Genomic DNA, 25,454 nt, shown 5'->3' with positions numbered 1-25,454 from the left:
GTCGGCGGGGCGTTCGGCCCGCCTTTTCTTTGGGCCCGAGTGTGAGTGGTTAACCACACATAGATGGAGTCTGTCGTGCAGAAGCTTCCCCGAACCACCACCCGTCCCGGGGTACCGCTCGCGGCACTGGCGGGGGCCCAGTTCACCGTCATGCTCGCCACGTCGATCGTGAACGTGGCCCTGCCGCAGATCCGGTCCGGCGTCGGCCTGTCGGACAGCGGCACGACCTGGGTGGTCAACGCCTACGGACTCGTCTTCGGGGCGCTGCTGTTGGCGGGCGGCCGCGCGGCGGACCTCCTGGGCCGCCGGCGGGTCCTGCTCGCCGGCCTCGGGCTCTTCGCGGCCGCGTCGTCGGCAGCGGGCCTCGCCACCACCTCCTCGGCCCTGATCGCGGCTCGGGCCGCACAAGGCCTGGGCGCCGCGGCCATCGCCCCGGCCGCGCTCGCGCTGACGATGGACCTGTTCCCGCCCGGCCCCGGGCGCGGCAGAGCGCTGGGGGTGTGGGGCGCGGTCTCCGGAGCCGGTGGCGCGGCCGGGGTCCTGCTGGGCGGCGTCCTCACACAGGCGTGGGGCTGGCCGTGGATCTTCCACGCCGTCGCCGTCGGGGCATGCCTCGTACTGGCCGCGGCAGCGGTCTTCGTGCCGCCGGCACCCGCCGCGGACGGCGGGCGCTTCGACCTGCCGGGCACCGCGGCCGTGACGCTGGTGCTGACGGCCCTCGTATGGGGACTGACCTCCGCCCGCCGCTCCGGATGGACGGACACCCGGGTGCTCGGGGCCTTCGCTCTCGCCGCCGTGCTCCTGGTGGTCTTCGTCCTGATCGAGCGGCGGCACCCCAATCCGCTGCTGCCGCCGCGGTTGTTCACGGCGGGGGGCCGCGTCGCGGCCGGAAACGTACTCATGGCGCTGCTCGGGTCGGTGTGGATCGCCCTGTTCTTCTTCCTGCCGCTCTACCAGCAGCAGGTCCTCGGATCCAGCCCGCTGGTCACCGGCCTCGGTCAACTCCCGCTCGCCGCGGCCAACATGATCGGCTCGGCGCTCGCGCCCCGCGTCTCCCGCCGGATCGGCTCCACGGCGACCTTGACGGCGGCCCTGCTCACCGAGGCGGCCGGACTGCTGTGGCTCTCGCGGATCAGCGCCCACGGCAGCTACCCCGCGGACGTACTCGGCCCGAGCCTCCTGGTCGGCCTGGGGCTGAGCATCGCCTTCGTCCAGCTCACCGCGCTCTCCGTCGAGGGAGTGCCGGGGCCGGACGCGGGCCTGGCCGGGGGACTGGTGAACACCACCCGGCAGGTCGGCGGAGCGATCGGCCTCGCCGTCCTGGCCACGCTCGCCGGCTCCGTCACCAGCGGGGCCGCGCCCCGGCAGCCGCACCTGGAAGCACTCACCACCGGCTACCGCACCGCCTTCGGCGTCGCCGCCGCGGTGCTCACCGTGACCGCCGTCCTCGCGCTGATCCTCACCCGCCGGGGCGCCGCCCGGACCGGTCCGGGCGGCGTGCGCGACGCCCGCCCCGTCCCCGCCCACCCCGACCCCAGCCGGTCCCTCCCCAGTCCACCCCGCACTGCCGACCACGGTCCGCTGACCATCGCACCGCCCACCGAGAAGTGAGGTTCCCGCCATGACCCGCAAGCCGTACCTGACCGGACACTACGAGCCCGCAGTCGACGAGATCACCGCCACCGAGCTCACCGTCGAGGGCAGCCTGCCCCCGGAGCTGACCGGCCGGCTGCTGCGCAACGGACACAACCCCAAGCCCGGCGTCACCCCCACCCACTGGTTCAAGGGCAGCGGCATGGTCCACGGGATCCGCCTGAACGGCGGCCGCGCCGAGTGGTACCGCAACCGCTGGGTGCACACCCCCGCCCTGGACGGCGCCCCCTACATGACCGAGTACGGACCCGACCTGACCGCCAGCACCGCCGGCACCCACGTCATCGAACACGGCGGACGCCTCCTCGCCCTCTGCGAGGCCAACCTCCCCTTCGAACTCAGCCGGGACCTGGACACCGTCGGTGCCTACGACTTCGACGGCAAGCTGCGCACCGCCATGACCGCGCACCCCAAGACCGACCCCGTCACCGGAGAGCTGCACTTCTTCGGCTCCTCACCCCTCCCGCCGTTCCTGACGTACTACGTCGCCGACGCGGAGGGCGGGATCACTCACAGCGCCGAGATCCCCGGAGCCACGGCCTCCCTCAAGCACGACTTCGCCCTGACCCGCCGTCATGTCGTCTTCATCGAGGGCACCGTCACCTTCGACCCGAACGAGCACTCCGGCATCCCCTACGCGTGGAGCGACGACCAGCCGGCCCGGATCGGCGTCATGCCGCGCGGCGCGGACGGCGCGGCGCACATCCGCTGGTTCCCCATCGAGCCCGGCAACATGCTCCACGCCGCCAACGCCTACGAGGACGGCCGGGGCCGCATCGTGCTGGAAGGCCCCACCGTGGACCGCGAGGGCTTCCGGCTCTCCTGGAACTGGTGGGTCGGCGCCCCCGGTCGAGGTGCTGAGCCCAACACCCGTTCCTACACACGTCGTTGGACCATCGATCTTTCGGCCGGCAGTGTCCGGGAAGAGGTCATCGACGACCTGGCCGTCGAATTCCCCACCCTCAACGAGGACTTTCTCGGTGTGGAACACCGCTACCAGTACGCCGTGTCCTTCCCCGACCAGGACGGCCTCGGAGGGTACGGAGTCGTGAAGTACGACCGCACCACGGGCAGCCGCCAGCTCCTGGAGGTCGGTGACGCCCGGCTGCCGAGCGAGGCCGTCTTCGTACCCGCGGCCGGTGCCACCCGTGAGGACGACGGCTACCTGCTCACCGTCGTCTCCGACCTCAAGCAGGAGGCCTCCCGGCTGCTCGTCCTGGATGCCTCCGACCTCGGCCAGGTGGCCGCCGTCCACCTGCCGCGCCGCGTCACCGCCGGTATCCACGGCTCCTGGATCCCGGACTCCGCCCCCGACGCCGGCCGGGGCTGATGCCCACCGCATCCGGCGGACGCGCGCGAGCCGTCCACCGGATGCGGTCAGCCGCCACCGGGAGCGGGCGGCTTCTTGCCGGGGTAGACGTGATCGGGGGTCACGATGGAGGTGACCGCCTGGCCGAAGAGCGTGCTGGGCTCCTGACCCTTGTACTGTGCATCGGTGTTGAGGAGGATGACCATGGTCGCCCGGGCCTCCGGCAGGTAGACCGGCAGGACCTCGTACCCGGGGATCGATCCGTTGTGGCCGATCCAGCCCTGGATGTTGAAGATGCCCAGCCCGTAGCCGTCACCTGGAATGTCCATCGGGGTGGTCTTCAGGCGCTCGGCCTGGGTCGCGGGCGTCAGCAGCTTGCCGGTGGCCAGGGTGTGGGCCCAGCTGCGCAGGTCCTGCAGGTCGGAGACCATCTCTCCGGCGGCCCAGCCCCAGGAGGGGTTCCAGTGGGTCGAGTCCTCGATCTTGCCCGAGGCCGTCTGGTCGGTGTAGCCGTGCGCGTACGGATCCGGCAGGGCCGCACTCGTGGGGAAGACCGTGTGGCGGAGCCCGGCCGGTGCCAGCACCTTCTGCGCGATGACCTCGTGGAGCGGCCGGCCGGTGACCTTCTCCACCACCAGCCCGAGAAGGATCAGGTTGGTGTTGGAGTAGTCGAACCGTGCGCCCGGCGGGAACTGCACGGGGTGCTCGAATGAGTAGTCGAGCAACTGCCGCGGCGTGAAGGACCGTTCCGGATCGGCTTGCAGCTTCTTGATGAAGTCGCCGTCCAGGCTGTAGTTGAAGAGTCCGCTGCGCATGCCGGCCAGCTGGCGCAGCGTGATGCGGTCGCCGTTCGGAACGCCCTTGACGTACTTGCCGATCGGATCGTCCAGGCCGATCTTCTTCTGGTCGACCAGCTGGAGGAGGGCGGTGACCGTGAACGTCTTGGTCTCGCTGCCGATCCGTACGTGCAGGTCGGTCGCCATCGGTGCGCCCGTCGCCTTGTCGGCCACGCCGAAGGTCCTCACGTAACTCCCCTTGCCCGGGGCCCACAGCCCCACGGTCACGCCCGGCACCTGCGTCTCGCGCATGACCTGACGTATCGCCGCGTCCAGTCGCGCCGCGACGGCCGGCGTGAGCTGCGGGAATTCCGCTTCGGTGCCGGGGGAGGGGGAGGGGGAGGGGGAGGGGGCGGACGGTGTCGGGGCGGTTGCCGCACCGTACGCGGCGGAGCCCGCGACGGCCGGTCCGAGGAGCACGCCCGCGGCGGCGGCAGCCACGCAGGCCCGGCGCAGCCGGAGGTGGGTTGGCTTCACGGCAGGCTCTCTCCCGTCGCCCGAGGACCCAGACAGCATGACCAGCGTAGGCCCGCGCCACGACCGTCGCGCGGCGAGCCGTTCGGGGCCCGGATCGCCGCACTTCAGATCACCGACCGGTGGGTCGCCAACCGCTGGTTCAGGTCCCGCAGAAGGGCGCGGTCCGTACGAATCCGCCGAAGTTCTCGTCATCGGTGCCGAGGAGGGCGTCGGTGGATCCGGCCAGGCACTCCACCGCCTCGATCTTGTACTGCGGGAACGTCCCGAGCACCGCCGGGGACGCCGCGAGGGTGATCCGTACCCGGCCGGCCGGCGACACGGTCACGCGGCCCGCCTCGCTCACCGCCGAGTCGAAGGGGCCGTCGTCGCCCGCGTCCGCCGCCGAACTCACGATGATCCGCCCGGAGTCGGTCACCGAGATGTCGGAGATGTGCCGCGTGGCCCCGTCGTTCGGGTACGCGGCCCGGTAGGCGCGATGGGTCACGCTGCCGAACTGCGGCTGTCCCCACGAGGCGAACGTGAGCGGTGCGGCGTGCAGAGTGGCGGGACGGTTCGCCCCCGCGCCGCGATCGGCCCACAGGGCGGCGAGGTTCCCGTTCTGGGACACGAGCGCGAAGCTCTCGAAGTCGTCGCCCTCCCCGATCGCCGGCAGCGGCGCGTAGTCGACGACCGTCGCCGTGCCGCCGACGACCTTGAGGCGGTAGACGATGCCGCGACTGGCCAGTGCCAGGTACTCGGAGGGCATCCGGGGAACGGCCTCGATCGCCTCCAGGTCGGAAGGCTCCGGCCCGTCCCAGGCGATCGGGGAGATGTCGTCGGAGCCCTGCCGGTGGGTGATCCGGGACAGGCGCTTCTGGCCGGTCCGCTTGTTGTCGTGCACGACCAGTGCGTGCACGCCGGCTCCGTCCGCGGTGCGGTCCTCGAACGCGATGCCGCTGACACCGCCCTGGAAGTCGTCGCCGACCTTCTGCCAGGCGTCGTCGGCCGCACCGGCCGGGGTGGTGCCGAACATCGTGAGCAGCGCGGTCGCCGTGGCCGCCCAGGCCGTGCGCTTCAAGATCGGGAGCTTCACTGGGGATCGTTCGCCTTCCCTCGACAGACGCGATGTCACGCGCCGGAAGGCAGGCTATTGATCATGATCGGTGCTGCTCAACGACCGTTACGCCACTTGGGGGGAGCGCGTGGAAGCGACGGCCTGGGCCCCCTGGTCCCGTACGGCTGACGGCGGTGCTGCGGGGAGGGCGGTCAGCGGACGATGACGGTGGTGGAGGGCGATGTCCAGTCGCCGGCCATCACGCGCAGCTCTTCCTTCCCCTTGTTCTTGAAGGTGTTGTCGAAGGAGAAGCTGGACCCCTGCTTGATCAGGGTGTTGGCGTGGAGGGTGGTCCACTTGGAGCCGTTCTTGTGCTGCAGGACCACCTTCGTGCCGATCGGCAGGCCCTTGGTGCGGCCGGTGAAGGTGACCTTCTCGCCGGCCTTCACCTCGGTCGGCGTGGCCTTGAGGCTGATCTCCCCGGCGGCCGCCGAGGGAGTCGGCGTGGCCGCGGTGGCGGCGGACGTGGCCGCGGTGGCGGTGGCGAGTCCTCCGCCGGTCAGCAGGACCGCGGAGAGGGTGGCGGCGGCGAGGACGCGAGCGATACGACGCGGTGTGGCCATCTGGTCGGACTCCCGTCTGGAACGGATTCCCCCACGTGGCTCGAACCGCTCCGATGCTAGCGGCGGCCCGCCCGGACGGGCGACTCGATCAAGAGAAACCCCTGGTCAGAGGGCGGATTTACCGTGCACTGGCAAAGATGTGAGTGTGGCGACTTCAAAAGTGTAGTCGTTGCACTTTTGTACCGGGTGTGTTCTTCTGGGGGTCATGAACGCCTCCACTGCACCCCGCATCGCGATCATCGGAGCCGGTCCCGGCGGCCTGACCTGCGCCCGCATCCTGCAGCGACACGGCGTCGCCGCCACCGTCTACGACCAGGACGCCTCCCACTCCGCCCGCGACCAGGGCGGCACCCTCGACATGCACCCCGAGTCCGGCCGGCGCGCGCTGCGGGAAGCCGGACTGCTCGACGAGTTCCTGGCGTTGGCCCGCCCCGAAGGCCGGCAGATGCGGCTGGCCGACCGCGAGGGGTGCGTCGTGTTCGACGCGACCCCGCCAGAGTCGGACGCCGGCGCCGACGCCGAGGACGGCAACCCGGAAATCGACCGGGGCCGGCTGCGCGACCTCCTGCTGGACTCGCTCGAGCCCGGCACCGTGCGCTGGGGCCGCAAGCTCGCGCACGTCGAGCCGCTCACCACGGGCGTCCACCGGCTGTACTTCGCCGGCGGCGCCACCGTCGACGCCGACCTCGTCGTCGGCGCGGACGGAGCCTGGTCGAAGGTCCGCAGGCGGCTCTCCGAGGCGAGGCCCGTCTACACCGGCGTCACCTTTGTCGAGACCGGCCTCGACGACGCCGACTCCCGCCATCCCGTACTCGCCGCGCTCACCGGCGACGGCACCTTGATGGCCCTCGACGACAACCGGGGTTTCATCGCCCAGCGCAACGGCCACGGCCACATACGCGTGTACGTCGGCATGCGCACCGACGCGCACTGGCACCGGACCGCCGGCCTCGACCCGGCCGACCAAGGAGCCGTGCGCGACGCGCTGCTGAGGGAGTTCACCGGCTGGGGCGCCGACCTGCTCCGTTTCATCACGGACTCCGACACCGGCTACACCCACCGGCCCCTGTACGCCCTGCCCGTCCCGCACACCTGGCGGCACACTCCCGGCGTCACCCTCCTCGGCGACGCCGCCCACCTCATGTCCCCGTTCTCCGGCATGGGCGCCAACCTCGCCATGCTCGACGGCGCCGACCTCGCCCGCGCCCTCATCGACGGCGCAGCGACGACCGACGACGCCGTCCGCGCGTACGAGAGCCTCCTGCTGCCCCGCTCCGCAGCGGCCGCCGAAGGCGCCGCCGAGGGGATCGCCGGCGCCTTCGCACCCGACAGCGCCGCCCAGGTCCTCGCCCACGTGAGGCAACGCCACTGAACCCGGCCGACGGCCGGGCCGTGGGAAATCGGTTGAGCCCCAGGTGATCATGTGGCAGGCTCGCCCGCCGTGACCGAGATCGCCACGGAGGGTCCATGACATCGATCAAGCAGTTCCAAGTCACCTTCGACTGCGCGGAACCCGAGCGCGTCGCCCGCTTCTGGTGCGAGGTGCTGGGGTACGTCGTACCCCCGCCACCGGAGGGGTTCGCCACGTGGGACGAGTTCAACGGCTCGCTGCCGCCCGAGCGTCAGGGCGCGGCCTTCGTCTGCATGGATCCGACGGGTGTGGGCCCGCGCATGTACTTCCAGCGCGTTCCCGAGGGCAAGGTCGTCAAGAACCGGGTCCATCTCGACGTGCGGGCCGGCACCGGGCTCGTGGGTGAGGAGCGCCTCGCCACACTCGAAGCCGAGTGCGCGCGACTGGTCGCGCTCGGGGCGGTGCGCGTACAACTGCTGCGCGCCGACGGCGTCAACGAGTCCTGCATCCTGATGCAGGACATCGAGGGCAACGAGTTCTGTCTCGACTGATTCGTACCCTCATGCGTACCCACGGCAACTGGATCACCCGCGCCGAGACCGCCGCGGACGTCCCCGCCATCCGCGAAATCGACCTCGCCGCGTTCGAGACTCCGCTCGAAGCCGACCTCGTCGACGCCCTGCGCGCCGACTCCTCCTGGATCGACGGCCTGTCCGTCGTCTCGGCCAGTGGTGAAGGCGACGGTCGGGGCCAAGGTGACGGCGGCGGCAGGCTCGTCGGTCACGCGCTCCTCACCCGCTGCCACATCGGCGACACCCCGGCCCTGTGCCTGGCGCCCGTCGCCGTACTGCCCGCGTACCAGAAGACCGGCGCAGGCTCCGCCGCCATCCGTGCGGCCCTGCGAGCCGCCCAGGACATGGGCGAGCGCTACGTCACCGTTCTCGGACACCCGGCGTACTACCCGCGGTTCGGCTTCACCCGCGCTTCGGATCACGGCATCGGCCTGAGCATCGAGGTCCCGGACGAGGCCATGATGGCCCTCGCGCTCGACGAGGCCCACCCACTGCCGAGCGGCACCGTCCGCTACGCGGCACCCTTCGGGATCTGAGGACCCACCCACCCGGTGGACCCACCCGGCGGCCCGGTCCGCACTCAGCGACGAGTCGCGGGCCGGGCCGGCGGGCCCTCGTCGACGCCGAGGTCGGCGCGCATCACGGCCCGGAGCTCCTGCCCGCGGTTCCAGAGCTCCTGAAGCTCGTCGTGTATCTCCTGGAACGACCCTCCCGGCACCGGCAGACCCTCCTCCAGCCGCATCGTCATGCCGTACAGCTCGGACAACGAGGTGGTCATGGCGTCCAGCTCGTCCATCACCGTGCGGGAGGCGATCATCTGCGCCTCGGCGAAGGCGGCGTGATGCGCGTGCCGGGCGGCCTCCATCGCCTGCCGCCCTTCCGGGGTGACCTCTCCCTTGTGCACCAGCCACAGGTAGTTCATCAGCTCGATCCGGTAGCGGCGGTACGCGGCGTTGGCCGCCACGTAGCACTCGCGCCGCCGGTCCTCATCGGCGAGCCGCTGCTGGTGGAGCCGCTGGGCGTGGTCCGTCAGCTGCTGGCGCTCGAACTGCTCCGCCTGGGTACGGGCCGTCAGGCGCTGTGACAGGACGGGCGCGAGGAGCGTGCCGATCACACCGACGCTCGCGGCGGCGAGCGCGATCAGAGCTGTGCCCACCGTGCCTCCAGGTGTCGGATCGAGGCCGTGGTGCCCCGCCTGGGGCCGACCGGCCGCCACCAATGTAACGGCCCTCCGTCCACGCGGAGTTCACCGGACCCTGCCGCGCTCGGCGGGCAGGCAGTGATCGACGACGCCACCTAGAAGGCGGAGTGGGTGAACCAGTGGGTGAGCAGGTCCTGGTCGCCGAGGAGGTGGAACGCGTCGCCCTGTCGGTCCCGGCGGCCGTACAGCAGCAGGAGCAGCTCCTCGGCGGTTCCGCGCACCGTGGCGTCCGCCGTGGAGGGCCTGGGGTAGTCGGCCACCAGTGCGAAACCGTCCGGGCGCAGGCCGACGAGCCAGCTTTCGTCGCCGTCCGTGCAGCTGAAACGAAGCGCGCGGTCAGGGGCGCGCAGTTGGGCGGTCAGCGGAGCGAAGGGGGATGCGAACGGCAGGTTGGTGAGGAACTCGTCGACACCGTCGACCGCCAGTGCGCGGTCGATGTGCGGGGAGACCCCGAGTGCGAGTTCGGCGTCGGCCCGGTGGACGAGGGTCTCGAAGAGCATGCGCCGGACCCAGAACCGGGCGTGCTGGTCCACTCCCCAGGCCCACATCGGCGCGTCCAGGTCGGTGGTGGCGAACACCGCGGCGGCCTCCGCGGCGCTCGCCGTCAGCCAGTCCGGGAGGCCTTCGCGGTCCTGCGGCAGACGAAGGTCCACGTCACGGCTGGTCGGCGGCTGCTGGATGCGCTGCCGGAGGAGCTCGGTGAACCAGCGGTGGACGCTGCCGACGTGCCGGGTGAGGTCGGCGAGGGTCCAGCCGGGGCAGGTCGGCACGGGGGTGGAGAGGTCCGCCGCCTTGACCGTGGCGACGAATCGGGCGGCCTCGGCGGTGACGGCCGCTCCGTGCTGGGCGGGGTTCATGTGTGGGCCCTTCGTCTGGTGGTGCTGCCCCGGCGGTGAGGATGCTTAAGGATGTAGATGATTGACACTCTTAAGTAATGGTGAAGGTAAATCTCGGGCCCCGCGGATGTCAACTTCCGCCCCCGCGTCCGCCCCCCCCCCCCGCGTCTGCCCCCCCCGCGTCTGCCCCCCGCGTCCGCCCCGGGCGCCGCCTGCTAAAATCACGGCGTTGGCCTTCGGCACCCCGGCGGGTGTGTCCGGAGGCTTTTTTCATGCCCACACCCACTGCCGCACCCGCCGACCCGTCCACCACCGGCTACCGCTCCCTGCTGCGCAACCACGAGTTCGCCGGCCTGTACGCCGGCTTCACCCTGACCGTCGCGGCGAGCACCCTGTCGGGGTTCGCGCTCGGCACACTGGTCGACCACCAGACCGCGTCACCGTTCCTGACCGCCGTGAGCATGTACGGCGCCACCTTCGCGACGGTGCTCGGAGCCCTGACGCTCATGTCGGTCGCCGACGGGAGCCGGCCGCGCCGGACCCTGGTCATCCTCCAGTGCGCCGCACTGGTGGGTGTCGCCGCGCAAGCGGTGCCGGGGCTGCCGCTGGCGGCCCGGTTCGGCCTCCTGCTGGCACTGGGCTTCTTCCAGTCCCTGGGGACCGGCACGCGCATGGGACTGCTTGCCGAGGTGGTGCCGACCGCCACGTACGCGCTGGCGCGGTCGCTGATGAACATCACCTCGGGCGGCACGGCAGTCCTCGGCTACGCCATCGGCGCCGCACTGCTGCGTTGTCTGAGCCCGCGGGAGGTCTTCGTCATCGCCGCCGTCCTGACCGGCCTCGGCCTGGCCGCCGTCGCTGCGACGATCAGGGAACGCTCCATCCGCCTGTCCCGCCGGCCCGGACTGCGCCAGACCTGGACGACGAACATCGAGCTCTTCTCACGGAAGGAACAGCGGGCACTCCTGCTGAACCTATGGGTGCCGAACGGTCTGATCGTCGGCTGCGAGGCACTGTTCATCTCCTACGCACCCGAGCACGCCGGCGCCCTCCTCGGCGCCGGATCCGCCGGCATGCTCCTCGGGGACCTGGCGGTCGGGAGACTGCTCACCGCCGCCCGGCGACAGCGCTGCGCGTTCGCCATGCGCCTGCTGCTCGCAGCCCCGTACCTGCTGTTCGGCTTCCGCCCGCCCGTGTCGGTGCTGATCGCCGCGGTCTTCGTATCGGGCGCCGGATTCGCCGCCACGCTGCCGCTCCAGGAGCGGCTCCTCGAGCTGACTCCCGACCCGGTCCGCGGTCAGGTGCAGGGCGTCGAGTCCGCCGGCCGGATGACGTGGCAGGGCATCGGGGCCGCGATCGGCGGCGGCGTCGCCCAGTACCTCACCCCCGGCGCCGCGATCGCCGCGTTGGCCGCGGTGTCCGTCACCGTCACCCTCGCTTGCCGGGCCTGTGAACCCGTCGGAGTGGAGGGGTTTCGTCCACCCCGGCCCGGCCATGACCACGCCTTGACCGACAAGCCCTGACCAGCGAGCTCAGGATCGGTAGCATCCCACCCTCAGCGCATGATGGAGAAGGTGAGTGCCGTGCCCGAATCCCCGCTCGTCCTCGACGAGTACGCCAGTCGCATCCGCACCGATGTGGACGCGAACCTGTTGCGCCAGGAACAACTGCGCGGCGAGCTGCGCAAGCTGGAGGAGGAGCACACCGTACTCCTCAAGCTCCAGGAAACGTTGGCCACCGGCGCGGAGGCCATCGCCTCCGTGAGGGTCGGGTCCGGGGAAGCCGGCGAGCTGCCGAAGCCCCGGCGGGCGGAGCGCGATGTCGCGCGCAGGCGCGCCGGCAAGGGGCGGGGAGGGAAGGGGCACCGGCCGGGGGAGGCGTCACTCATCGAGACCGTCAACGGCCTGCTGCAGGCGCAGGTCGAGCCCCGGTCCGTTGCCGAGATCCTCGGCGAAGTGGTGGCCGTGCGTCCGGCCACCATCCAGACCGTACGCAACACGCTCGACCGACTGGTCGCCACCAGCAAGGCCGAGCGCACCAAGCAAGGGCGCTCGGTCTTCTACAGCGCGGTGGGCGCCGCCGCCGAGACGCAGCCCGCCCCGGCCGTCGACGCTCAGTAGCGGAGCAGGAGCCGACAGGAAGGAAATCAAGTGGTCTGAACTCCTGCCTGACATCGGACGTTTGCTGAGTAGGGAGATTCCCTGAAGCGATCGAACCGATAGGGGATTCACTGTGATACGTCCGGTTGTGCAGCGCGGTCGGAGCGTGATCGAGGCGAGTTCCCCGGCAGTCCTACCCGGACTGTCCGCACCCGCCTGCCGGAACGCCGACCCGGCCCTGTTCTTCCCCGCGTACGGCGTGCCGTTGAGCGACCTCCAGATCAGGGCGGCCAAGGAGCTGTGCGCCGCCTGCCCTGTCCGTCAGGAGTGCTTGGCGATAGCCGTCCGCTCGGACGAGAGCGACGGCATCTGGGGCGGCACCACACCGATCGAGCGGCGCCGGATGCGGGTGCAGCTGGCACGGATGGATCAGGGTGCGGAGCTCGCCCGGGCCGTGGTGTCGGGGGAGGGACCGCAGGTGCTCCAGGGCCTGCGGCCCGCCGTGGTGCACCACCTGTTCGCCATGGGCTGGAACGCGGAACGCATAGGCGCAGCTCTGCAGTTGGCGCCGGGCGAGATCCAGGCGGCCCGGGCGATGGCCGCCAGGTCCCTGGCGTTTCTCGCGTTCATGGAGCGGCACTGCCCCAAGAGCTGGAGCTGACCGGCTTCCGGCCGACGCGGATCGCGCCGGTGGCGGGCGCCGCCGCCCGTCCCGTCAGCCCGGCCGTCCCGTCAGACCCGTCAGTCCCGGACGATCGTCCAGGGGCGCATCAGGTCGTCGTCCTCGTGTTCGAGGACGTGGCAGTGGTGGACGTACTGCGCCGGGAATTCGGTGCCGCTTCCCGGAATCGACGCGATCGTGTCCGTCGGCGGGGTGAACTCCCGGATGATGATCCTGGTCACCGTCTCCGGATAGGACTTGACCGTGTCCTTGTTGGAGTCCCCCTCGTCCGGGTCCGGCGAGATCGGCGGTCCGGTGAGGTAGTTCGCCAGCACCGGCCTGTCCTCCGCTTTGCGGCCGCCATCGATCCACTTCTCGTACTGTTCCCGGTAGCCGGCCGCGTCGATCGCCTGCCTGTTCAGCACCTGGAAGTCGACGAGGTGGACATGCATCGGGTGGGCGTCGTGGTGGGGATTGACGTATTCCCAGATCTCGGTCGAGCCCGCCTTGATGAAGTCCTCGGAGGGCTCCATGAACGGCACCGCGTTGAAGGTCATGGTGCGGAACAGCTTGTGCTGGTACAGGACCCATTCCCGCCGACGGGTGTGTGGTTCGGGCCTGACGGTCGCGACCGCCGGCAGTCGGAGTTCCTCGGGCGGGGTCGTCTTGTCCCTGCCCCCGGACGGGGGCCCGGTGACCTTGAACCGCATGATCTCCGGGATTTCCGGACCGCCGCCCGGGAAGTGGACCGGCGCGTTGTAGTTCGTCAGGGTGACGTCCGTACCGATGGGATTCCGTCCGGGCCGAACGAATGCAGGGGCATGCCGTCGGGCTGCGGCGCCGTGAATCCGCCGTGCTGGTGTACGACGTTCCACACGTTCACATTCGAGGGGCGGCAGGTGCGGCTTGTACGGGGGTGGAGGGACCGGGGTGAGCTGGGGGTTCCCGTTGCGGATCCCGTCGATCACGAACGGGAACAGATGGGTCGTCGGAAGATCGTTGCGGTACTTGACGACCGTCGGGTGGTCCTTGTTCACACTGATGGTCGGCCCGAGGTGGCCCATGCCGATCGCCTTGCCGGGGTCCTGCGGATGTGCGGCCCAGTAACCCCAGACGGTCGACGGTCCCAGATCCCGGTGGAAGCGCCAAGAGCCCTGGCGCATCGTGATCTCGTGGTAGTCGGCGCCCGGATGGACGGAAGGATCCGCGATGGCCGTCGGCGGCGTGGGCAGCGGGTCCACGAATTTCGTGAGCGGAGGGGTTTTCGGCACCGGGGTGTCCGTGGACCCGTGACCGTGACCGTCTGCGTGCGCCGGCGTCCCCAGTGCGCCCCGCGAGAGTTTTCAAGGCGGGTCGTGGTCATCAGGTCGTCGGGCCACCGCCGGCGCCACCCGCACGGCGCGGCACGCTGCGAGGCGGCGGTCCGCGCGGCCGATCGGCCCCCTCCGAACGTGTCGCCGCTCGCGCCGCGGGTCCCGGCGTGGAACCGTTTCCGCATGACCGAAGGATCGACACCTCACCTTTCCCCGGCGCGCATCACCGTACTGGGCGTCCAGCCCGGCAACCCGCCCTTTCGCATCGTGGAGGTCGACGGGAGGTTCGTCGGCAGGGCGATGTCGATGACGGACGTGCTGCTGGTCGCCGCGGAGGCCGGGATCCCGATCCACGACCTCGACGACCTGGACGAGGTCCGGTGGGTCGGGGGCGGCAAGTTCAACTGGACCCCACACTAGGGGGTGCCCCTTGGATCAGACCCCGCGAGCCCGGGCCCGCTCCGAAAGACACGGCCCAGATCCCCGCCGCCCCGGCCGGCGGTCGGTGGGGGTGACCGGCGTGCGGACCGGCGTGCTCGTGCTGCGGGCCCCCGACCAGGGGGCGGGGACGGCGTCGACGCCCCGGGCCAGGCGGTGGGCGATGGCCTCGTGGTTGACCCGTCAGCCGCGGAAGTGCGGCCGGGCCTGCTCCGGGGTGCGCTCCATGCGGTACCCCTGCCCGGACATCCGGGCCAGGCCCTGGAGGAAGTCCTCGTACGCGAGCAGCAGCGGGTCGTCCGGACGCGGGTCGCGGTCGTACCCGATGCCGCGGATGTCCGCGAGGTCGCGCAGGCGCACGAAGCCCGCGCGCAGGGCCATCCGTACGGCGTACTGCGGCTGGGAGGGAGCGAAGGCCGGCCTCGGCGCCGCGGCGTCCATCACCGCGACCGGACAGGGGGTGTGGCTCCCGCTCACCGCAGCGCTCCACCGCTCCCAGCCGCGGAACAGCTCGCCGAGCCCGTCCAGCAGTTCCGCCTGTGCGTAGCGGGGTGTCCGACCTGGAGGCCGATGGTCACGGGTCCGGTGGCCGCCGCGCAGAAGTCGATGGCGTTCAGGCTCTCGCGGCGCCTCGCGCCCGCCTACGAAGGCCTCCGCGCGGCCCCGAGCGATCGGGCGCCGGCCCGCGGGGCCGGAGCAGCCCGCCCGTGACACGTACAGCGAGCGGGTCGTGGCGCGCCCGCGCCCGCGGGCGCCGTTCGGCGAGTCGGGGACAGGGCACGCGGGTGCGCGGGAGACTGGCCGGGACGGCGGAGCGCGGAGGGCCGAGGGCGGAGGCGGTGGAACGATGGGCGCGCGGTATGTCACGGACCTGATCGGTGCGTTCGAGCGGAACGCGGGGCGGCCCGCGATCGGGGCCGGACCCGTCGTCATGGGGTTCTCCGAGGTCCTGGCCGATACGTACCGGCTGGCCGGAGTCCTCGGTGAGCTGGGAGTGGCGCGCGGGACGGGTCTGGCCTGCGTGACGGACGGCAACCGGCCCGAGGCGCTGCTGGTGCGGCTGGCCGCGCACGTCCTGGGCGCGCGGTTGACCCAGGTGGTCATCTGCCCGGCCACCCACGGCCTGGACTTCATGCTGCGCGACTGCGCACCGGCTCTGGTGGTGCACGACACTCCGGTCCCGGACAGCGGGGTTGCGCGCATCGGGCTCGAAGAGTTGATGCGGCTCGCCCGCAGCCGGGAAGGCCGGCCGGTGCCCGTGCGGGCGCGCGAGGAGGACGTGGCGCGCGTGACGTACACCGGTGGTACGACCGGCAGGCCCAAGGGGGTGGCCTCCACGTTCGCCGCGATGGCCGGCCGGACGGATGCGCGGGGCAAGGGCGGCGCGGGCGGAGTGACGGGCAAGAGCGCCGGGGGCGGCGAGGGCGCCGCCCCCGGCGGACCGCGCGAGTCGGTCTACCTGTCGGTGACCTCGCTCGCGCAGCGTTCCGGGGGCCGGTGCCTGGAGCACCTGCGCGAAGGAGGCCGGGTGGAGGTCCTCGGCCCCTTCGGCGTGGAGGAGTTCGCCGCCGCCTGCCGGCGGCTCGGGCCCGTGTCCACGTACCTGACGCCCTCGATGGTGTACCGGCTGCTGGACGATCCGGCGACGGCCGACGGCGTACCGGGTCTCGCCCGGGTGTCGTACGGAGACTCTCCCGTCCACCCGGAGCGGCTGCGGCAGGCGCTGACGCGCTGGGGTGCGCGGCCGAGGTGGCGGCAGGGATACGGGATGAACGAAGCCGGGGTGATCTGCAGGCTTTCGGAGGCCGATCACGACGCGGGGGTGACCGACCGGCCCTACCTGCTGGGGTCCGTCGGCCGCCCCGCGCCGGGTGTGGACGTACAGCTGCGCGATCAGGACGGGGCGCAGGCGGGGCCGGGAGGCATCGGGGAGGTGTGGGTGCGGTCCGCGATGGTGATGGCCGGTTACTGGAACCAGCCCGGCCTGACGGCCGAGGTGATGCGGGACGGATGGCTGCGGACCGGGGACCTCGGCCACTTCGACGCCGACGGGTACCTCTACCTCGACGACCGGGTGAAGGACGTGGTGATGGTGGACGGGGTGAACATCTACTGCGGTCCGGTCGAGGCGGCCCTGACCCGGCATCCCGCGGTGGCCGAGGCGGCGGTGGTGGGCAGGGCCGACGATCGCACCGGCGAGGAGGTGTGTGCCTTCCTGGTGCCCGCGCCGGGTCGTGTTCCCACGGCCGCGGCGGCCGCCGAGGCGTGCCTGCTGGTGGCGCGGGCACTGGCTCCGGCGCACCGGCCGACCACCGTCTTCTGGGAGGCGGCCCTGCCGCTGACCGACCGGGGCAAGCCGGACAAACGGCGGCTGCGGAAGCGGGCTGCCGGATCGGCCGGGCCCCTGGCCCGGGAGTGACGACGGCCGGGTGCGGCTGTTCGCCGCCGACGGCCAGGGGAGTGACCTCCGTGAGCTGCGGCGGCGCGGGCCCGGAGGGCCACCGGTCGCGGCCGTCGCGCCGGCGGGACCCCCGAGGACCACCTCACCCTGGACGCCCTCGCAAAATCCCTTTCACGCGTATCGAGGTGATCATTAGAGTCAGGGGCATGAATTTACTCATGCGTAAATCGGCGGCAACGGCCACGATCGTCGCCTCCCTCCTGATCGGCGCGGCGGCGCTCACCACGGGCACCGCCTCGGCGGCCGACGGGCCGGACATCCAGGGGCTGTCCTGCGGCTTCGACCACAGGAACCCCCCGCCCACCGTCCAGGCCGGCAGCACCGGCAACACGGTGAAGGAAGCCCAGTGCCTGCTGCGGTTCTGGACCGGCCTGCAGCTGACCGAGGAGGAGCCCGAGGGCGTCTTCGGCCCGGACGCCACGTCGGCGACGGAGTTCTTCCAGGGCGAGCGCGGCCTTCCGACCACCGGCGTGGTGGATGCCCGCACCTGGGCCGAGCTGCGGCACGGCTGAGACTCCATGACGCCCACCTGGCCTGGGCATGAGGCCCGTCGCGGCGGAGCGCGGTACACGCTGACCGACACCGAGTTCGGCCACGACTGGGGCGCCTGCGCCGAGGCGGAGGGTCTGTTCGGAGGAGGCCGGCGCGAGACGTACGAACGGTCCGGCTGGGTGCCGGATGGCGCCGACCCGCGCGGCCGGATCGGCCGCAGGGTGTGGTGGGTGCCGGAGGACGGGGAGCTCGGCCCCTGACTCCTGGAGGACGCCGAGAGCCTCGGCCGGCGCGCGGGGAGGGACGGGCTCGTACTCACGGCCCTGGACGACCACCACGGTCCGCCCGAGGGGTACCGCGGTCCGGTGCGGCTGCACGACGAGCACCGCCGGCCGGGCGCCTGCCGTGAGTTCACCCGGATCCTGCCGCCCGTGCGGACGGAACGCCCGATCGTCCTGCGGGGGTTCGCCCCGGGTGACGAAATGCGAAGCGCACTGGTGGCGGGCACCCGGCGGTCGCTGGACCTGGGGGAAGCCGTCCTGAAGGTACGGGACGACCGGGGCGCGCCGTTCACGGACCTGCCCCTGTGGGCCACCGTCAGCGCCTGGTGCCCGTCCGCCCACGGCGCGGATCTGATCGACCTGGAACTGGAGGGGACCCCTGGGCGGCAACTTCGGCCACACCGCCCCGGCAACCCTCCTCTGGCGGAACGCCGTGACCGCCCGCGCGCACCTGTCCCACGTCCTGACGCCGGAGGGGAGCCGTACGACCTGTTCGCCGAGACCCTCGACGTCCTGGCCGACGGCAACTGAGGGTCACCCTCGCCTGAAGGGGCCGCCGGTCGGCTCGGCGTGCGCGGAGCAATCCCTTCCGCTCCAGGCCGCCCGACGCGCCACGACAGTACCGTCGCGGCCTCCCGGCCGACGCCGCTCAGGCTTCGCCCCGGCCCTTGACGTCACCCAAGAACCCGTTGCACCCCAGCACGCTGCCACGGACGATCACAACGGTGTAGGGACCCGCCAGTGCCACTGCGGGCGTGTTCGACACAGGGCGCGTCAGTTGCCCGACCAGCTGGTCAGGCCAGGTGAAAGACCACTGTTCGCGGCCCTCGGGCACCTCCAGGTAGGTGTCCTCCCCCTTCGGAAAGGTGACGTGGACCACGGTCGGCTCGCTTCTCACTTCCGAGGTGTTGACGCGAACGGTGATTCTGGCCCGGGACAGGAAACTGCCCTTCCTCTCCAGAGGTGTGACGGTGATTCCATAGCCGGCGGCCGATTTGAGAGGGGTGGTCTGTTCCATCATGCAGCCGTTCTGGACCGGATCGTATTGCAGTGATGAAATCAGTCTTTTCGTGTACTCATCATGTGCGGGCGACGGGCTGGGCGACCTGCTGGGGGACGGCGAAACGGGCGGCGAAGCAGGAGGCGAAGCGAAGGGCGCTGTTCCGGATTCTTCGCCAGGCAGGCCTCGGTCAACTCCCGCAATCCGAGGGGAACACCGGACAGGTCTGGTTCAAGATGGGTCACCCGATACGCCAGGACCGCGAATTCGCCTTGCCCGAAAGGGGGAGTGCCGCTCGATGCGTAGGCCAGAACGGCTCCCAGGGCGAATACGTCGGTCGCCGGTCCGGCGTGACGCCGCCCGTCCACCTGCTCCGGGGAGAAATACCCGGGTGTACCGAGAGCCGCTCCCGTGTGCGTGACCGAGCTGAAGTCATGGGCGTGGGCAAGACCGAAGTCGATGATCTTGGGGTCGTCGTCCGTCAGGAGAATGTTGCCCGGCTTCAAGTCCCGATGGACCAGGCCGGCCCCGTGGATGGCCGTCAGCCCGGTCGTCAGGCCGATGCCGAGCTTGATCACCTGTGTGGGCCGCAGAGGGCCCTGCCGCCTGACGCGTTCCCTCAGGGACGGGCCTCGTACGTACTCGGTGGCGAGCCAAGGCTCGGAGGCGTCGACGTCGAAGCCGATCACGCGCGCGACGTGCGGATTGCGGATGCGGCTCGCCGCGAAGACCTCGCGGGTGAACCGTCGCCGGAAGTCCGGGTCCTGTGTGTGCTCCGTTTTGATCGTCTTGACGGCCACCGGGTCCTCTCCTGCGTCCCGGGATCCCAGGTAGACCGTGCCCATGCCACCACAACCGACGCGTGCCATGACCTGAAACGGGCCGATCCGTCGAGGATCCCCCGACCGTAACTGCTCCATGCGCGCCCTCCCTCGGGGCACCGACAGTAGCGAGGGTGATCGCGGACATGCGACGGGGGGAGGGAAGGGCATCAGGCGCTCGGGATGCGGAACCCGGCGGATCTCGGGATGCTGGTGGCGCCAGCATTTCCAAGGAGGCCGTGATGTCGATGCTTGACAAGCTCAAGGGCCTGCTCAAGGGCCATGAGGACGTAGCCCGACAAGGGGTCGACAAGGCCGGCGACGCCGTCGACGCGAAGACCGGCAGCAAGTACCAGAGTCAGGTCGACATGGCCCAGCAGAAGATCAACGAGCAGCTGGGAACGGACAAGCCTCAGGACCGCCCGCCTCAGGACCGCCCGCCTCAGGTCTAGGCCGTCGGAACGCGGGATCCCGTGACGCCCGGGTGCCCGCGCATGCCGTGCGAGCCGTACGGCCCGGTGCTCCCGGCCGGAGCACCGGGCCTGCCGCGTGTGCGCCCGGTGCGCCCGTCTCAGCCACCGGTCAGGGTGCGGGACAGGAGGGGGAGCAGGCGCTCCCAGTGGCGCTGTAGTGCGGAGGCGTCGAAGGCGGCGGTGTCGGACATCGTGAAGCCGTGGACGGTGCCGGCGTAGAGCTCGATGGCGTGGCCCACGCCTGCGGCGTCCAGGGCCCGGCTCAGCTCGTCGACGGCCTCGGGCCGCATGTCGTTCTCGGCGAGGCCGAGGTGGACTTCGGCCGTGAGCTTCGGGACGAGGCGGTGCGCGCTGTCGGGCGCGTCCGTGACCAGGGGGGCGGGATGGAATCCGGCCACGGCGGCGACCCGGTCGGGATGTGCCGTCGCCGTGCGCATCGCCAGGACGGCCCCCATGCAGTAGCCGATCGCGGCGACCGGTCCCGCGCCGACCTCGGGCTGCGCGGTGAGGAACCGCAGGTAGGCGTCGGCGTCGCGCAGGGCGCGTTCGGTGGTGTGCGCCTCGATCAAGGGCATCAACCGGCCGAAGAGCGCGGGCCGGTCCTCCGCCGTGATGTGCTCGGGAAGTTCGATCACCGGTGCAGGGCGGTGCCGGTAGTACACGTTGGGGACGAGCACGTAGTAGCCGTGCCCGGCCAGTTCGCGGGCCTTCGCCTCCAACTCGGGGCGCAGGCCGAAGGCGTCCATGTACAGCAGCACCCCCGGGTGCCGCTCGCCGTCGCCGGGAAACGCGGCGAAGGCGTCGGCCTGGCCGTCCATGGTGGGAATCTGTAACGTCGACGTCTTGGTGGGCATGATGGATCTTCCTTCCTTGGACCGATGCCAGTAGATCACTGGGCCGGCGTCACAGCCAGCTCCTCGTCGCCACGGGAGGCGGGAGGGGGACAGGGGTGGGCGCAAGCACAGTCAAGGCCGGCCGGGCGGTCGAGATGACCCGGGTGGGCGGCCGGTGGCGGGTCACCCGTCCGTGGCCTCCCCAGCTGCGCCCCTTCGTGCACAGCTATGCCGGTTACTGGGAGGCGGCGGCCACGCCCTATCGCGTGCGGCTGGTCCCCACGGGCCGAGCGGTCGTGGTGATCAATCTGGGGGAGCCGTTCACCCAGGTACGCCGACTGGGAGACGGCCCGAGTCCGGACGGCCTGGTCACCGGATCGCTGGTCGCGGGTCTGGAGGACGGCCCCCGGGTGTGTGACCATCCGGGTGGACAGGAGGCGATCCGGCTCGAGTTGACGCCGCTGGGTGCCTACCGGCTCTTCGCACTGCCGATGAGCGAGTTGACCAACAGGGTGGTCGGTCTCTGCGACGTCCTCGGACCCGGGGCCGGAGTGCTGACCGAGCAGCTCGCGGACACCGCCGACTGGGGAGCCCGGTTCGACCTCCTGGACATCGCGCTGTCGGCCCGGATCGGGCGCGGCCCGGATCCCGCGCCCGAGGTGAGCCACGCCTGGCAGCTGCTGTCCCGCGCCGGCGGGGCGATTCCGGTCGGCCGGATCGCGGCCGAAGTGGGCTGGAGCCAGGGCCACTTGATCCGCCGCTTCACCGAACAGGTGGGCCTGACCCCCAAGATGTCCGCCCGCGTGCTGCGCTTCCACCGGGCGGCGCGGCTGCTCACCCGCGAGGGCGTGAACCTGACCGAAGTGACCGAGGCCTGCGGCTTCTACGACCAGGCACACCTCAACCGCGAGTTCCGTGCCCTGGCCGAGACCACTCCCGGTCGGATGGCCGCCGCCCGCGTGGCGGAGGGTGCGCTCGCCCTGTGAGGGGTGAGGTCAAATTTGTCCAAGCCAGGCCGTACGCGCGTCGATAGTGTCCCGTTCGTAGTTGATCAGGCACCCGAGCACGGACCACGGCCCGGCCGCGAGGAGAGCGATCTCCGTCGGGCGGCCGAGCGGGGACGGGCGACGGTGAACCTGGCCCGGAGGAGGAGTACTCGATGGAAGACCTGCTGCGCATCCTCGTGGCCGGCGCGATCTCAGGCGGCTTGATCGGTCTGGCGGGGGCCCTCGGCCGAAACCGCCGCAGGCGTCGGGAGGAAGGCGGATCCGACCGCCGCTGACCGAGGGCGGCGAAGCCGATCACGCCGGAGACCGGCCCGGCCGAGGCGAGGACGTCGGCCGGTTGGAGGTCACGGCGGAGCCACACCGGCGGCTCCTCCCGGTCCGGGGCCGAGACGGCGTCGTCGCGGCCTGCGCCCGAACTCGTACGGAACGTCTCTGAACGCAACGCCGCGACGGACGCCGCCTCCCGGAAGGGCCCTCGGTGAGCGTCGCCTGCCCGCCGACGGGGGGCGGCGGACAGGCGGGACTTTGCGGAAGATCGGGACTTCGCGGACACCGCCTACGGCTGCAACGGGGCGCCCTGTGCCGCGGGGAGCCGCTCGGGGCGGTCGAGGAAGGCCAGCACCGCCCGCTTCTCGGGCAGGTAGATCTCCGGCAGGTCGATCTCGGGCAGGGTGATCTCGCCCTGCCGTACGAAGCCGATGCGAGCCAGGAGGGCGACGGCCTTCTCGTTGCGGGCGTCGGGCTCGCCCACCGCGCGCCGGATGACCGGGTCGCGGAACGTGAAGCGGATGAGCGAGTCGACGAGGGTCCTGCTGAAGCCGGGCCGGGGCCGGCCGGCGATCGGCGCGAGCATGAGGTGGACGCCGATGTCACCCTCCCGTACCTCGTAGCACTCGCTGACCCGGTCCTCCTCCGGCTGGTAGGTCTGAAAGAGCGCCACGGGCTCGTCGTCCAGGCGGACCATGAACGCGTGATGGGTGTCCCGGCGGTCCACGTCCTCGTAGATCTCCTGCACCAGCTCACGGCTGGCGCCGTTCATGCCCCAGAATTCGGCGCGCTCCTCGACCACCCAGGCGTGCAGCACGGCGGAGTCCGTCGCGGGGTCGACGGGAGTGAAGCGGACGGTACCGAAGCCTTCGACGGTCTCCGTGTGGACGTCGGAGCGCGGGGCGGAGAGGACGGTGGACTCGGGTCTCATGCGGTCTCGGTTCCTTCGTGACGGCGGGGCCGGTGGCGGTGATGAGCACACGGACCCGCGAGCTGATTAGGTAAGGCTGCCCTAAGTATAGGTCTTCGTTGGCGTGAATTGAGCGCAGGGTGCGCGTCGCCCGCGGGTCTTCTTCGCCGCGTGGTTCGCGAACCGGTCGCGCATGCCGTCCGTGCCCCGAGAGGCCCGCCGCCTCCCCCGGAGTCCCGCCGCCTCCCCGCGGGGCCTCAGGTGCCGCGCCCGCCGAGATTGGCCGAACTCCTGCGGAATCCGACTGCCGTTCGTCTGGCGTATCCGCCACCGTCACGTCAGGCTCCCTCTCCGGTAGTCCCGGCACGCTGTTCTGGGTGCGCTCCAGCACTCCTCGATCAAAAGCAGAGGTCACTCTCGCCATGGCAGAACTGAACCGCCGCCGTTTCCTCCAGCTCACCGGCGGCGCCGCCGCCCTGACCCTGCTCAACGAGAGCATCGCGCGCGCCGCCGCCATCCCCGCCCAGGGGACGACGGGCACCATCGCCGATGTCGAGCACGTCGTGGTCCTGATGCAGGAGAACCGTTCCTTCGACCACTACTTCGGTGCCCTCCGCGGTATCCGTGGCTTCGGGGACCCGCGGCCGGTGACCCTGCCCAGCGGCAAGTCCGTCTGGCACCAGACCGACAACGCGGGCAAGGAGACGCTGCCGTTCCGGCCGCCGTCCGACGACCTCGGCATGGAGTACCTCCAGGGCCTCAACCACGACTGGGCGGGGGGCCAGAGCGCCTTCAACAAGGGCAAGTACGACAACTGGGTGCCCGCCAAGACGCCGGCGACGATGGCCCACCTGACGCGCGAGGACATCCCGTTCCACTACGCGCTCGCCGACGCGTTCACGATCTGCGACGCCTACCACTGCTCGTTCATCGGCTCGACCGACCCCAACCGCTACTACCTCTGGTCGGGCCACACCGGCAACGACGGCAAGGGCGGCGGCCCGGTCCTCAACAATGCCGAGGCCGGCTACGGCTGGACCACGTACCCCGAGCGCCTGGAGGCGGCCGGAGTCTCCTGGAAGGTCTACCAGGACGTCGGCGACGGCCTCGACGCCGCCGGTTCCTGGGGCTGGATCAACGACGCCTTCCGGGGCAACTACGGAGACAACTCGCTGCTCTACTTCAACAACTACCGGAGCGCCCAGCCCGGCAACCCGCTGTACGAGAAGGCCCGCACCGGAACCGACGCCCGGACCGGCGAGGGCTACTTCGACAAGCTGCGCGCCGACGTCGCCGCCGGCACCCTGCCCCAGGTCTCCTGGATCGCCGCCCCCGAGGCGTTCAGCGAGCACTCCAACTGGCCCTCCAACTTCGGCGCCTGGTACATCGCGCAGGTGCTGGACGCGCTGACCTCCAACCCCGACGTGTGGGCCCGTACCGCGCTGTTCATCACCTACGACGAGAACGACGGCTTCTTCGACCACGTCGTCCCGCCGTACGCCCCCGCCAACGCCAACCAGGGCCTGTCGACCGTCTCCACCACACTGGACGTCTTCCCCGGCAAGGCCGGCTACGTCGCCGGCCCGTACGGCCTGGGCCCCCGCGTGCCGATGCTCGTCGTCTCGCCGTGGAGCACGGGTGGCTACTCCTGCTCCGAGACCTTCGACCACACCTCGGTCATCCGGTTCATGGAGAAGCGCTTCGGTGTGCAGGAGCCCAACATCTCGCCCTGGCGCCGTGCCGTCTGCGGTGACCTGACCTCCGCCTTCGACTTCGCCCGTACGGACACCGGTGCGGTCCGGCTGCCCGACACCGGTCTCTGGGAGCCGCAGGACCGCGAGCGCCACCCCAACTTCCTGGCCACCCCGCCGGCCGTGGGGACCATGCCGCGCCAGGAGAAGGGGCTGTGCAACACGCGTCCGCTGAAGTACGCCCCGTACGTGGACGGCGCCGCGCTCACCGGCGAGGGCACGTTCCGGCTGACGTTCAGCGGCGGCCCGGACCTGGGCGCGCAGTTCTACATCACCTCCGCCAACCGGACCGACGCGCCCTGGACCTACACCACCGAGGCGGGCAAGTCGATCTCGGACACCTGGAACACCGTCTACTCGGCGGGCGTCACCGACCTGACGGTCCACGGCCCGAACGGCTTCCTCCGAGGCTTCCGCAACCCCGGCACCACCCCCGGCCCCGAGGTAACCGCCCGCCACAACGCCACCACGGGGAACCTGGACCTCACGCTCACCAACGCCGGAGCGTCTACCGCGACGCTCACGGTCACCAATGCCTACGGCGGTGGACCGAAGCGGCTCGCGGTCGCGAAGGGCGCCACCGTCACGTACAGCGTTCCGCTGCGGAACACGCGGCGCTGGTACGACGTGACGGTCACCGCGTCCGAGGTGCCGGACTTCGGCCGCCGCTTCGCGGGCAAGGTCGAGACCGGCGCGGCCGGCCTCTCGGACCCGGGCATCCTGACGGAGCAGGGCTCCTGACGGACCGGTCCTGCC

At 71.3% G+C, this 25,454-nt stretch carries 28 protein-coding genes; 17 read left to right on the top strand and 11 right to left on the bottom strand.

What is annotated here, in order from left to right:
* The first annotated feature begins 75 nt into the window (after positions 1 to 75).
* The gene (locus tag K7B10_RS06420; protein ID WP_229334976.1) at positions 76 to 1,611 is read left to right on the top strand and encodes an MFS transporter; all 1,536 of its coding nucleotides are present in this window, start codon (positions 76 to 78) and stop codon (positions 1,609 to 1,611) included.
* A 10-nt stretch (positions 1,612 to 1,621) separates the two neighbouring features.
* Positions 1,622 to 2,983, top strand: coding sequence for a carotenoid oxygenase family protein (locus tag K7B10_RS06415; RefSeq protein ID WP_229334975.1), 1,362 nt, complete (start codon positions 1,622 to 1,624; stop codon positions 2,981 to 2,983).
* Positions 2,984 to 3,030: 47 nt separating this feature from the next.
* On the opposite strand, the gene K7B10_RS06410 is transcribed toward K7B10_RS06415, so the two are convergent.
* The 3 genes from K7B10_RS06410 to K7B10_RS06400 all read right to left on the bottom strand — a co-directional run bounded on the left by K7B10_RS06410 (position 3,031) and on the right by K7B10_RS06400 (position 5,931).
* The gene (locus K7B10_RS06410; RefSeq protein ID WP_229334974.1) at positions 3,031 to 4,275 is read right to left on the bottom strand and encodes a serine hydrolase domain-containing protein; all 1,245 of its coding nucleotides are present in this window, start codon (positions 4,273 to 4,275) and stop codon (positions 3,031 to 3,033) included.
* A 139-nt stretch (positions 4,276 to 4,414) separates the two neighbouring features.
* Positions 4,415 to 5,332 carry a hypothetical protein gene (locus tag K7B10_RS06405; protein ID WP_229334973.1) on the bottom strand — a complete coding sequence of 306 codons (918 nt, stop codon included), beginning with the start codon at positions 5,330 to 5,332 and terminating at the stop codon, positions 4,415 to 4,417.
* A 188-nt stretch (positions 5,333 to 5,520) separates the two neighbouring features.
* A complete protein-coding gene (locus K7B10_RS06400) occupies positions 5,521 to 5,931 on the bottom strand; it encodes a hypothetical protein (protein ID WP_229334972.1) in 411 nt (136 codons plus the stop codon).
* A 205-nt stretch (positions 5,932 to 6,136) separates the two neighbouring features.
* On the opposite strand from K7B10_RS06400, the gene K7B10_RS06395 reads away from it, so the two are divergent.
* From K7B10_RS06395 to K7B10_RS06385, 3 genes are all read left to right on the top strand, one after another.
* Positions 6,137 to 7,303: an FAD-dependent oxidoreductase gene (locus K7B10_RS06395; protein WP_229334971.1), complete on the top strand. Its 1,167-nt coding sequence runs from the start codon at positions 6,137 to 6,139 to the stop codon at positions 7,301 to 7,303.
* Positions 7,304 to 7,398: 95 nt separating this feature from the next.
* The gene (locus K7B10_RS06390) at positions 7,399 to 7,833 is read left to right on the top strand and encodes a VOC family protein (protein WP_229334970.1); all 435 of its coding nucleotides are present in this window, start codon (positions 7,399 to 7,401) and stop codon (positions 7,831 to 7,833) included.
* 11 nt (positions 7,834 to 7,844) lie between these two features.
* Positions 7,845 to 8,390, top strand: a complete 546-nt coding sequence (locus K7B10_RS06385; protein ID WP_229334969.1) for a GNAT family N-acetyltransferase — start codon at positions 7,845 to 7,847, stop codon at positions 8,388 to 8,390.
* 44 nt (positions 8,391 to 8,434) lie between these two features.
* Here the strand turns inward: K7B10_RS06385 and K7B10_RS06380 are convergent, their stop codons facing one another.
* Together K7B10_RS06380 and K7B10_RS06375 are read right to left on the bottom strand one after the other, a co-directional pair.
* Entirely contained in the window at positions 8,435 to 9,010 is a 576-nt protein-coding gene (locus K7B10_RS06380) for a hypothetical protein (protein ID WP_229334968.1), read from the bottom strand.
* Positions 9,011 to 9,150: 140 nt separating this feature from the next.
* Positions 9,151 to 9,912 (bottom strand): maleylpyruvate isomerase family mycothiol-dependent enzyme, encoded by a 762-nt coding sequence (locus K7B10_RS06375; protein ID WP_229334967.1) that lies wholly within the window; start codon positions 9,910 to 9,912, stop codon positions 9,151 to 9,153.
* Positions 9,913 to 10,163: 251 nt separating this feature from the next.
* Between K7B10_RS06375 and K7B10_RS06370 the strand changes: the two genes are divergently transcribed.
* From K7B10_RS06370 to K7B10_RS06360, 3 genes are all read left to right on the top strand, one after another.
* Entirely contained in the window at positions 10,164 to 11,414 is a 1,251-nt protein-coding gene (locus K7B10_RS06370; protein ID WP_229334966.1) for an MFS transporter, read from the top strand.
* 39 nt (positions 11,415 to 11,453) lie between these two features.
* Positions 11,454 to 12,011: a hypothetical protein gene (locus K7B10_RS06365; protein WP_229334965.1), complete on the top strand. Its 558-nt coding sequence runs from the start codon at positions 11,454 to 11,456 to the stop codon at positions 12,009 to 12,011.
* Between the two features lie 145 nt (positions 12,012 to 12,156).
* A complete protein-coding gene (locus K7B10_RS06360; protein WP_229334964.1) occupies positions 12,157 to 12,651 on the top strand; it encodes a WhiB family transcriptional regulator in 495 nt (164 codons plus the stop codon).
* An 80-nt stretch (positions 12,652 to 12,731) separates the two neighbouring features.
* Here the strand turns inward: K7B10_RS06360 and K7B10_RS41205 are convergent, their stop codons facing one another.
* Positions 12,732 to 13,922, bottom strand: coding sequence for a multicopper oxidase domain-containing protein (locus K7B10_RS41205; protein ID WP_229334963.1), 1,191 nt, complete (start codon positions 13,920 to 13,922; stop codon positions 12,732 to 12,734).
* 225 nt (positions 13,923 to 14,147) lie between these two features.
* Here K7B10_RS41205 and K7B10_RS06350 point away from each other — a divergent pair, with 225 nt between their 5' ends.
* Positions 14,148 to 14,384, top strand: a complete 237-nt coding sequence (locus K7B10_RS06350) for a hypothetical protein (protein ID WP_229334962.1) — start codon at positions 14,148 to 14,150, stop codon at positions 14,382 to 14,384.
* Between the two features lie 201 nt (positions 14,385 to 14,585).
* Here K7B10_RS06350 and K7B10_RS06345 read toward each other — a convergent pair whose 3' ends face one another.
* Positions 14,586 to 14,879 (bottom strand): hypothetical protein, encoded by a 294-nt coding sequence (locus K7B10_RS06345; RefSeq protein WP_229334961.1) that lies wholly within the window; start codon positions 14,877 to 14,879, stop codon positions 14,586 to 14,588.
* Between the two features lie 370 nt (positions 14,880 to 15,249).
* Here K7B10_RS06345 and K7B10_RS06340 point away from each other — a divergent pair, with 370 nt between their 5' ends.
* From K7B10_RS06340 to K7B10_RS41195, 4 genes are all read left to right on the top strand, one after another.
* Positions 15,250 to 16,821 carry an AMP-binding protein gene (locus tag K7B10_RS06340; RefSeq protein WP_229334960.1) on the top strand — a complete coding sequence of 524 codons (1,572 nt, stop codon included), beginning with the start codon at positions 15,250 to 15,252 and terminating at the stop codon, positions 16,819 to 16,821.
* Positions 16,822 to 17,009: 188 nt separating this feature from the next.
* Positions 17,010 to 17,375, top strand: a complete 366-nt coding sequence (locus K7B10_RS06335) for a peptidoglycan-binding domain-containing protein (RefSeq protein ID WP_229334959.1) — start codon at positions 17,010 to 17,012, stop codon at positions 17,373 to 17,375.
* 6 nt (positions 17,376 to 17,381) lie between these two features.
* A complete protein-coding gene (locus K7B10_RS41200) occupies positions 17,382 to 17,615 on the top strand; it encodes a hypothetical protein (RefSeq protein WP_308284537.1) in 234 nt (77 codons plus the stop codon).
* A 105-nt stretch (positions 17,616 to 17,720) separates the two neighbouring features.
* Positions 17,721 to 18,167 (top strand): hypothetical protein, encoded by a 447-nt coding sequence (locus tag K7B10_RS41195; protein ID WP_308284536.1) that lies wholly within the window; start codon positions 17,721 to 17,723, stop codon positions 18,165 to 18,167.
* A 118-nt stretch (positions 18,168 to 18,285) separates the two neighbouring features.
* Here the strand turns inward: K7B10_RS41195 and K7B10_RS06325 are convergent, their stop codons facing one another.
* Both K7B10_RS06325 and K7B10_RS06320 read right to left on the bottom strand, forming a co-directional pair.
* Positions 18,286 to 18,657, bottom strand: a complete 372-nt coding sequence (locus K7B10_RS06325; protein ID WP_229334958.1) for a hypothetical protein — start codon at positions 18,655 to 18,657, stop codon at positions 18,286 to 18,288.
* Between the two features lie 38 nt (positions 18,658 to 18,695).
* On the bottom strand, positions 18,696 to 19,556 hold the full coding sequence (locus tag K7B10_RS06320; RefSeq protein WP_229334957.1) for a serine/threonine-protein kinase: 861 nt from the start codon (positions 19,554 to 19,556) through the stop codon (positions 18,696 to 18,698).
* Between the two features lie 143 nt (positions 19,557 to 19,699).
* Between K7B10_RS06320 and K7B10_RS06315 the strand changes: the two genes are divergently transcribed.
* Positions 19,700 to 19,909: an antitoxin gene (locus K7B10_RS06315; protein WP_229334956.1), complete on the top strand. Its 210-nt coding sequence runs from the start codon at positions 19,700 to 19,702 to the stop codon at positions 19,907 to 19,909.
* A gap of 119 nt (positions 19,910 to 20,028) precedes the next feature.
* On the opposite strand, the gene K7B10_RS06310 is transcribed toward K7B10_RS06315, so the two are convergent.
* Positions 20,029 to 20,784, bottom strand: a complete 756-nt coding sequence (locus tag K7B10_RS06310; protein ID WP_229334955.1) for a dienelactone hydrolase family protein — start codon at positions 20,782 to 20,784, stop codon at positions 20,029 to 20,031.
* A gap of 95 nt (positions 20,785 to 20,879) precedes the next feature.
* Here K7B10_RS06310 and K7B10_RS06305 point away from each other — a divergent pair, with 95 nt between their 5' ends.
* Positions 20,880 to 21,749, top strand: a complete 870-nt coding sequence (locus tag K7B10_RS06305; protein ID WP_229334954.1) for a helix-turn-helix domain-containing protein — start codon at positions 20,880 to 20,882, stop codon at positions 21,747 to 21,749.
* Positions 21,750 to 21,922: 173 nt separating this feature from the next.
* Positions 21,923 to 22,045: a hypothetical protein gene (locus tag K7B10_RS40720; RefSeq protein ID WP_267501343.1), complete on the top strand. Its 123-nt coding sequence runs from the start codon at positions 21,923 to 21,925 to the stop codon at positions 22,043 to 22,045.
* A 281-nt stretch (positions 22,046 to 22,326) separates the two neighbouring features.
* On the opposite strand, the gene K7B10_RS06300 is transcribed toward K7B10_RS40720, so the two are convergent.
* Positions 22,327 to 22,968, bottom strand: coding sequence for a GNAT family N-acetyltransferase (locus K7B10_RS06300; RefSeq protein WP_229334953.1), 642 nt, complete (start codon positions 22,966 to 22,968; stop codon positions 22,327 to 22,329).
* A 401-nt stretch (positions 22,969 to 23,369) separates the two neighbouring features.
* Here K7B10_RS06300 and K7B10_RS06295 point away from each other — a divergent pair, with 401 nt between their 5' ends.
* Complete coding sequence (locus tag K7B10_RS06295) at positions 23,370 to 25,439, top strand: phosphocholine-specific phospholipase C (RefSeq protein WP_229334952.1); 2,070 nt, start codon at positions 23,370 to 23,372, stop codon at positions 25,437 to 25,439.
* Positions 25,440 to 25,454 lie beyond the last annotated feature (15 nt).

Source organism: Streptomyces flavotricini (genome assembly GCF_020639365.1).
GTDB lineage: Bacteria > Actinomycetota > Actinomycetes > Streptomycetales > Streptomycetaceae > Streptomyces > Streptomyces flavotricini.
The sequence above is the reverse complement of the archived record's forward strand: the minus strand, read 5'-3'. Positions and strand labels throughout refer to the sequence as shown.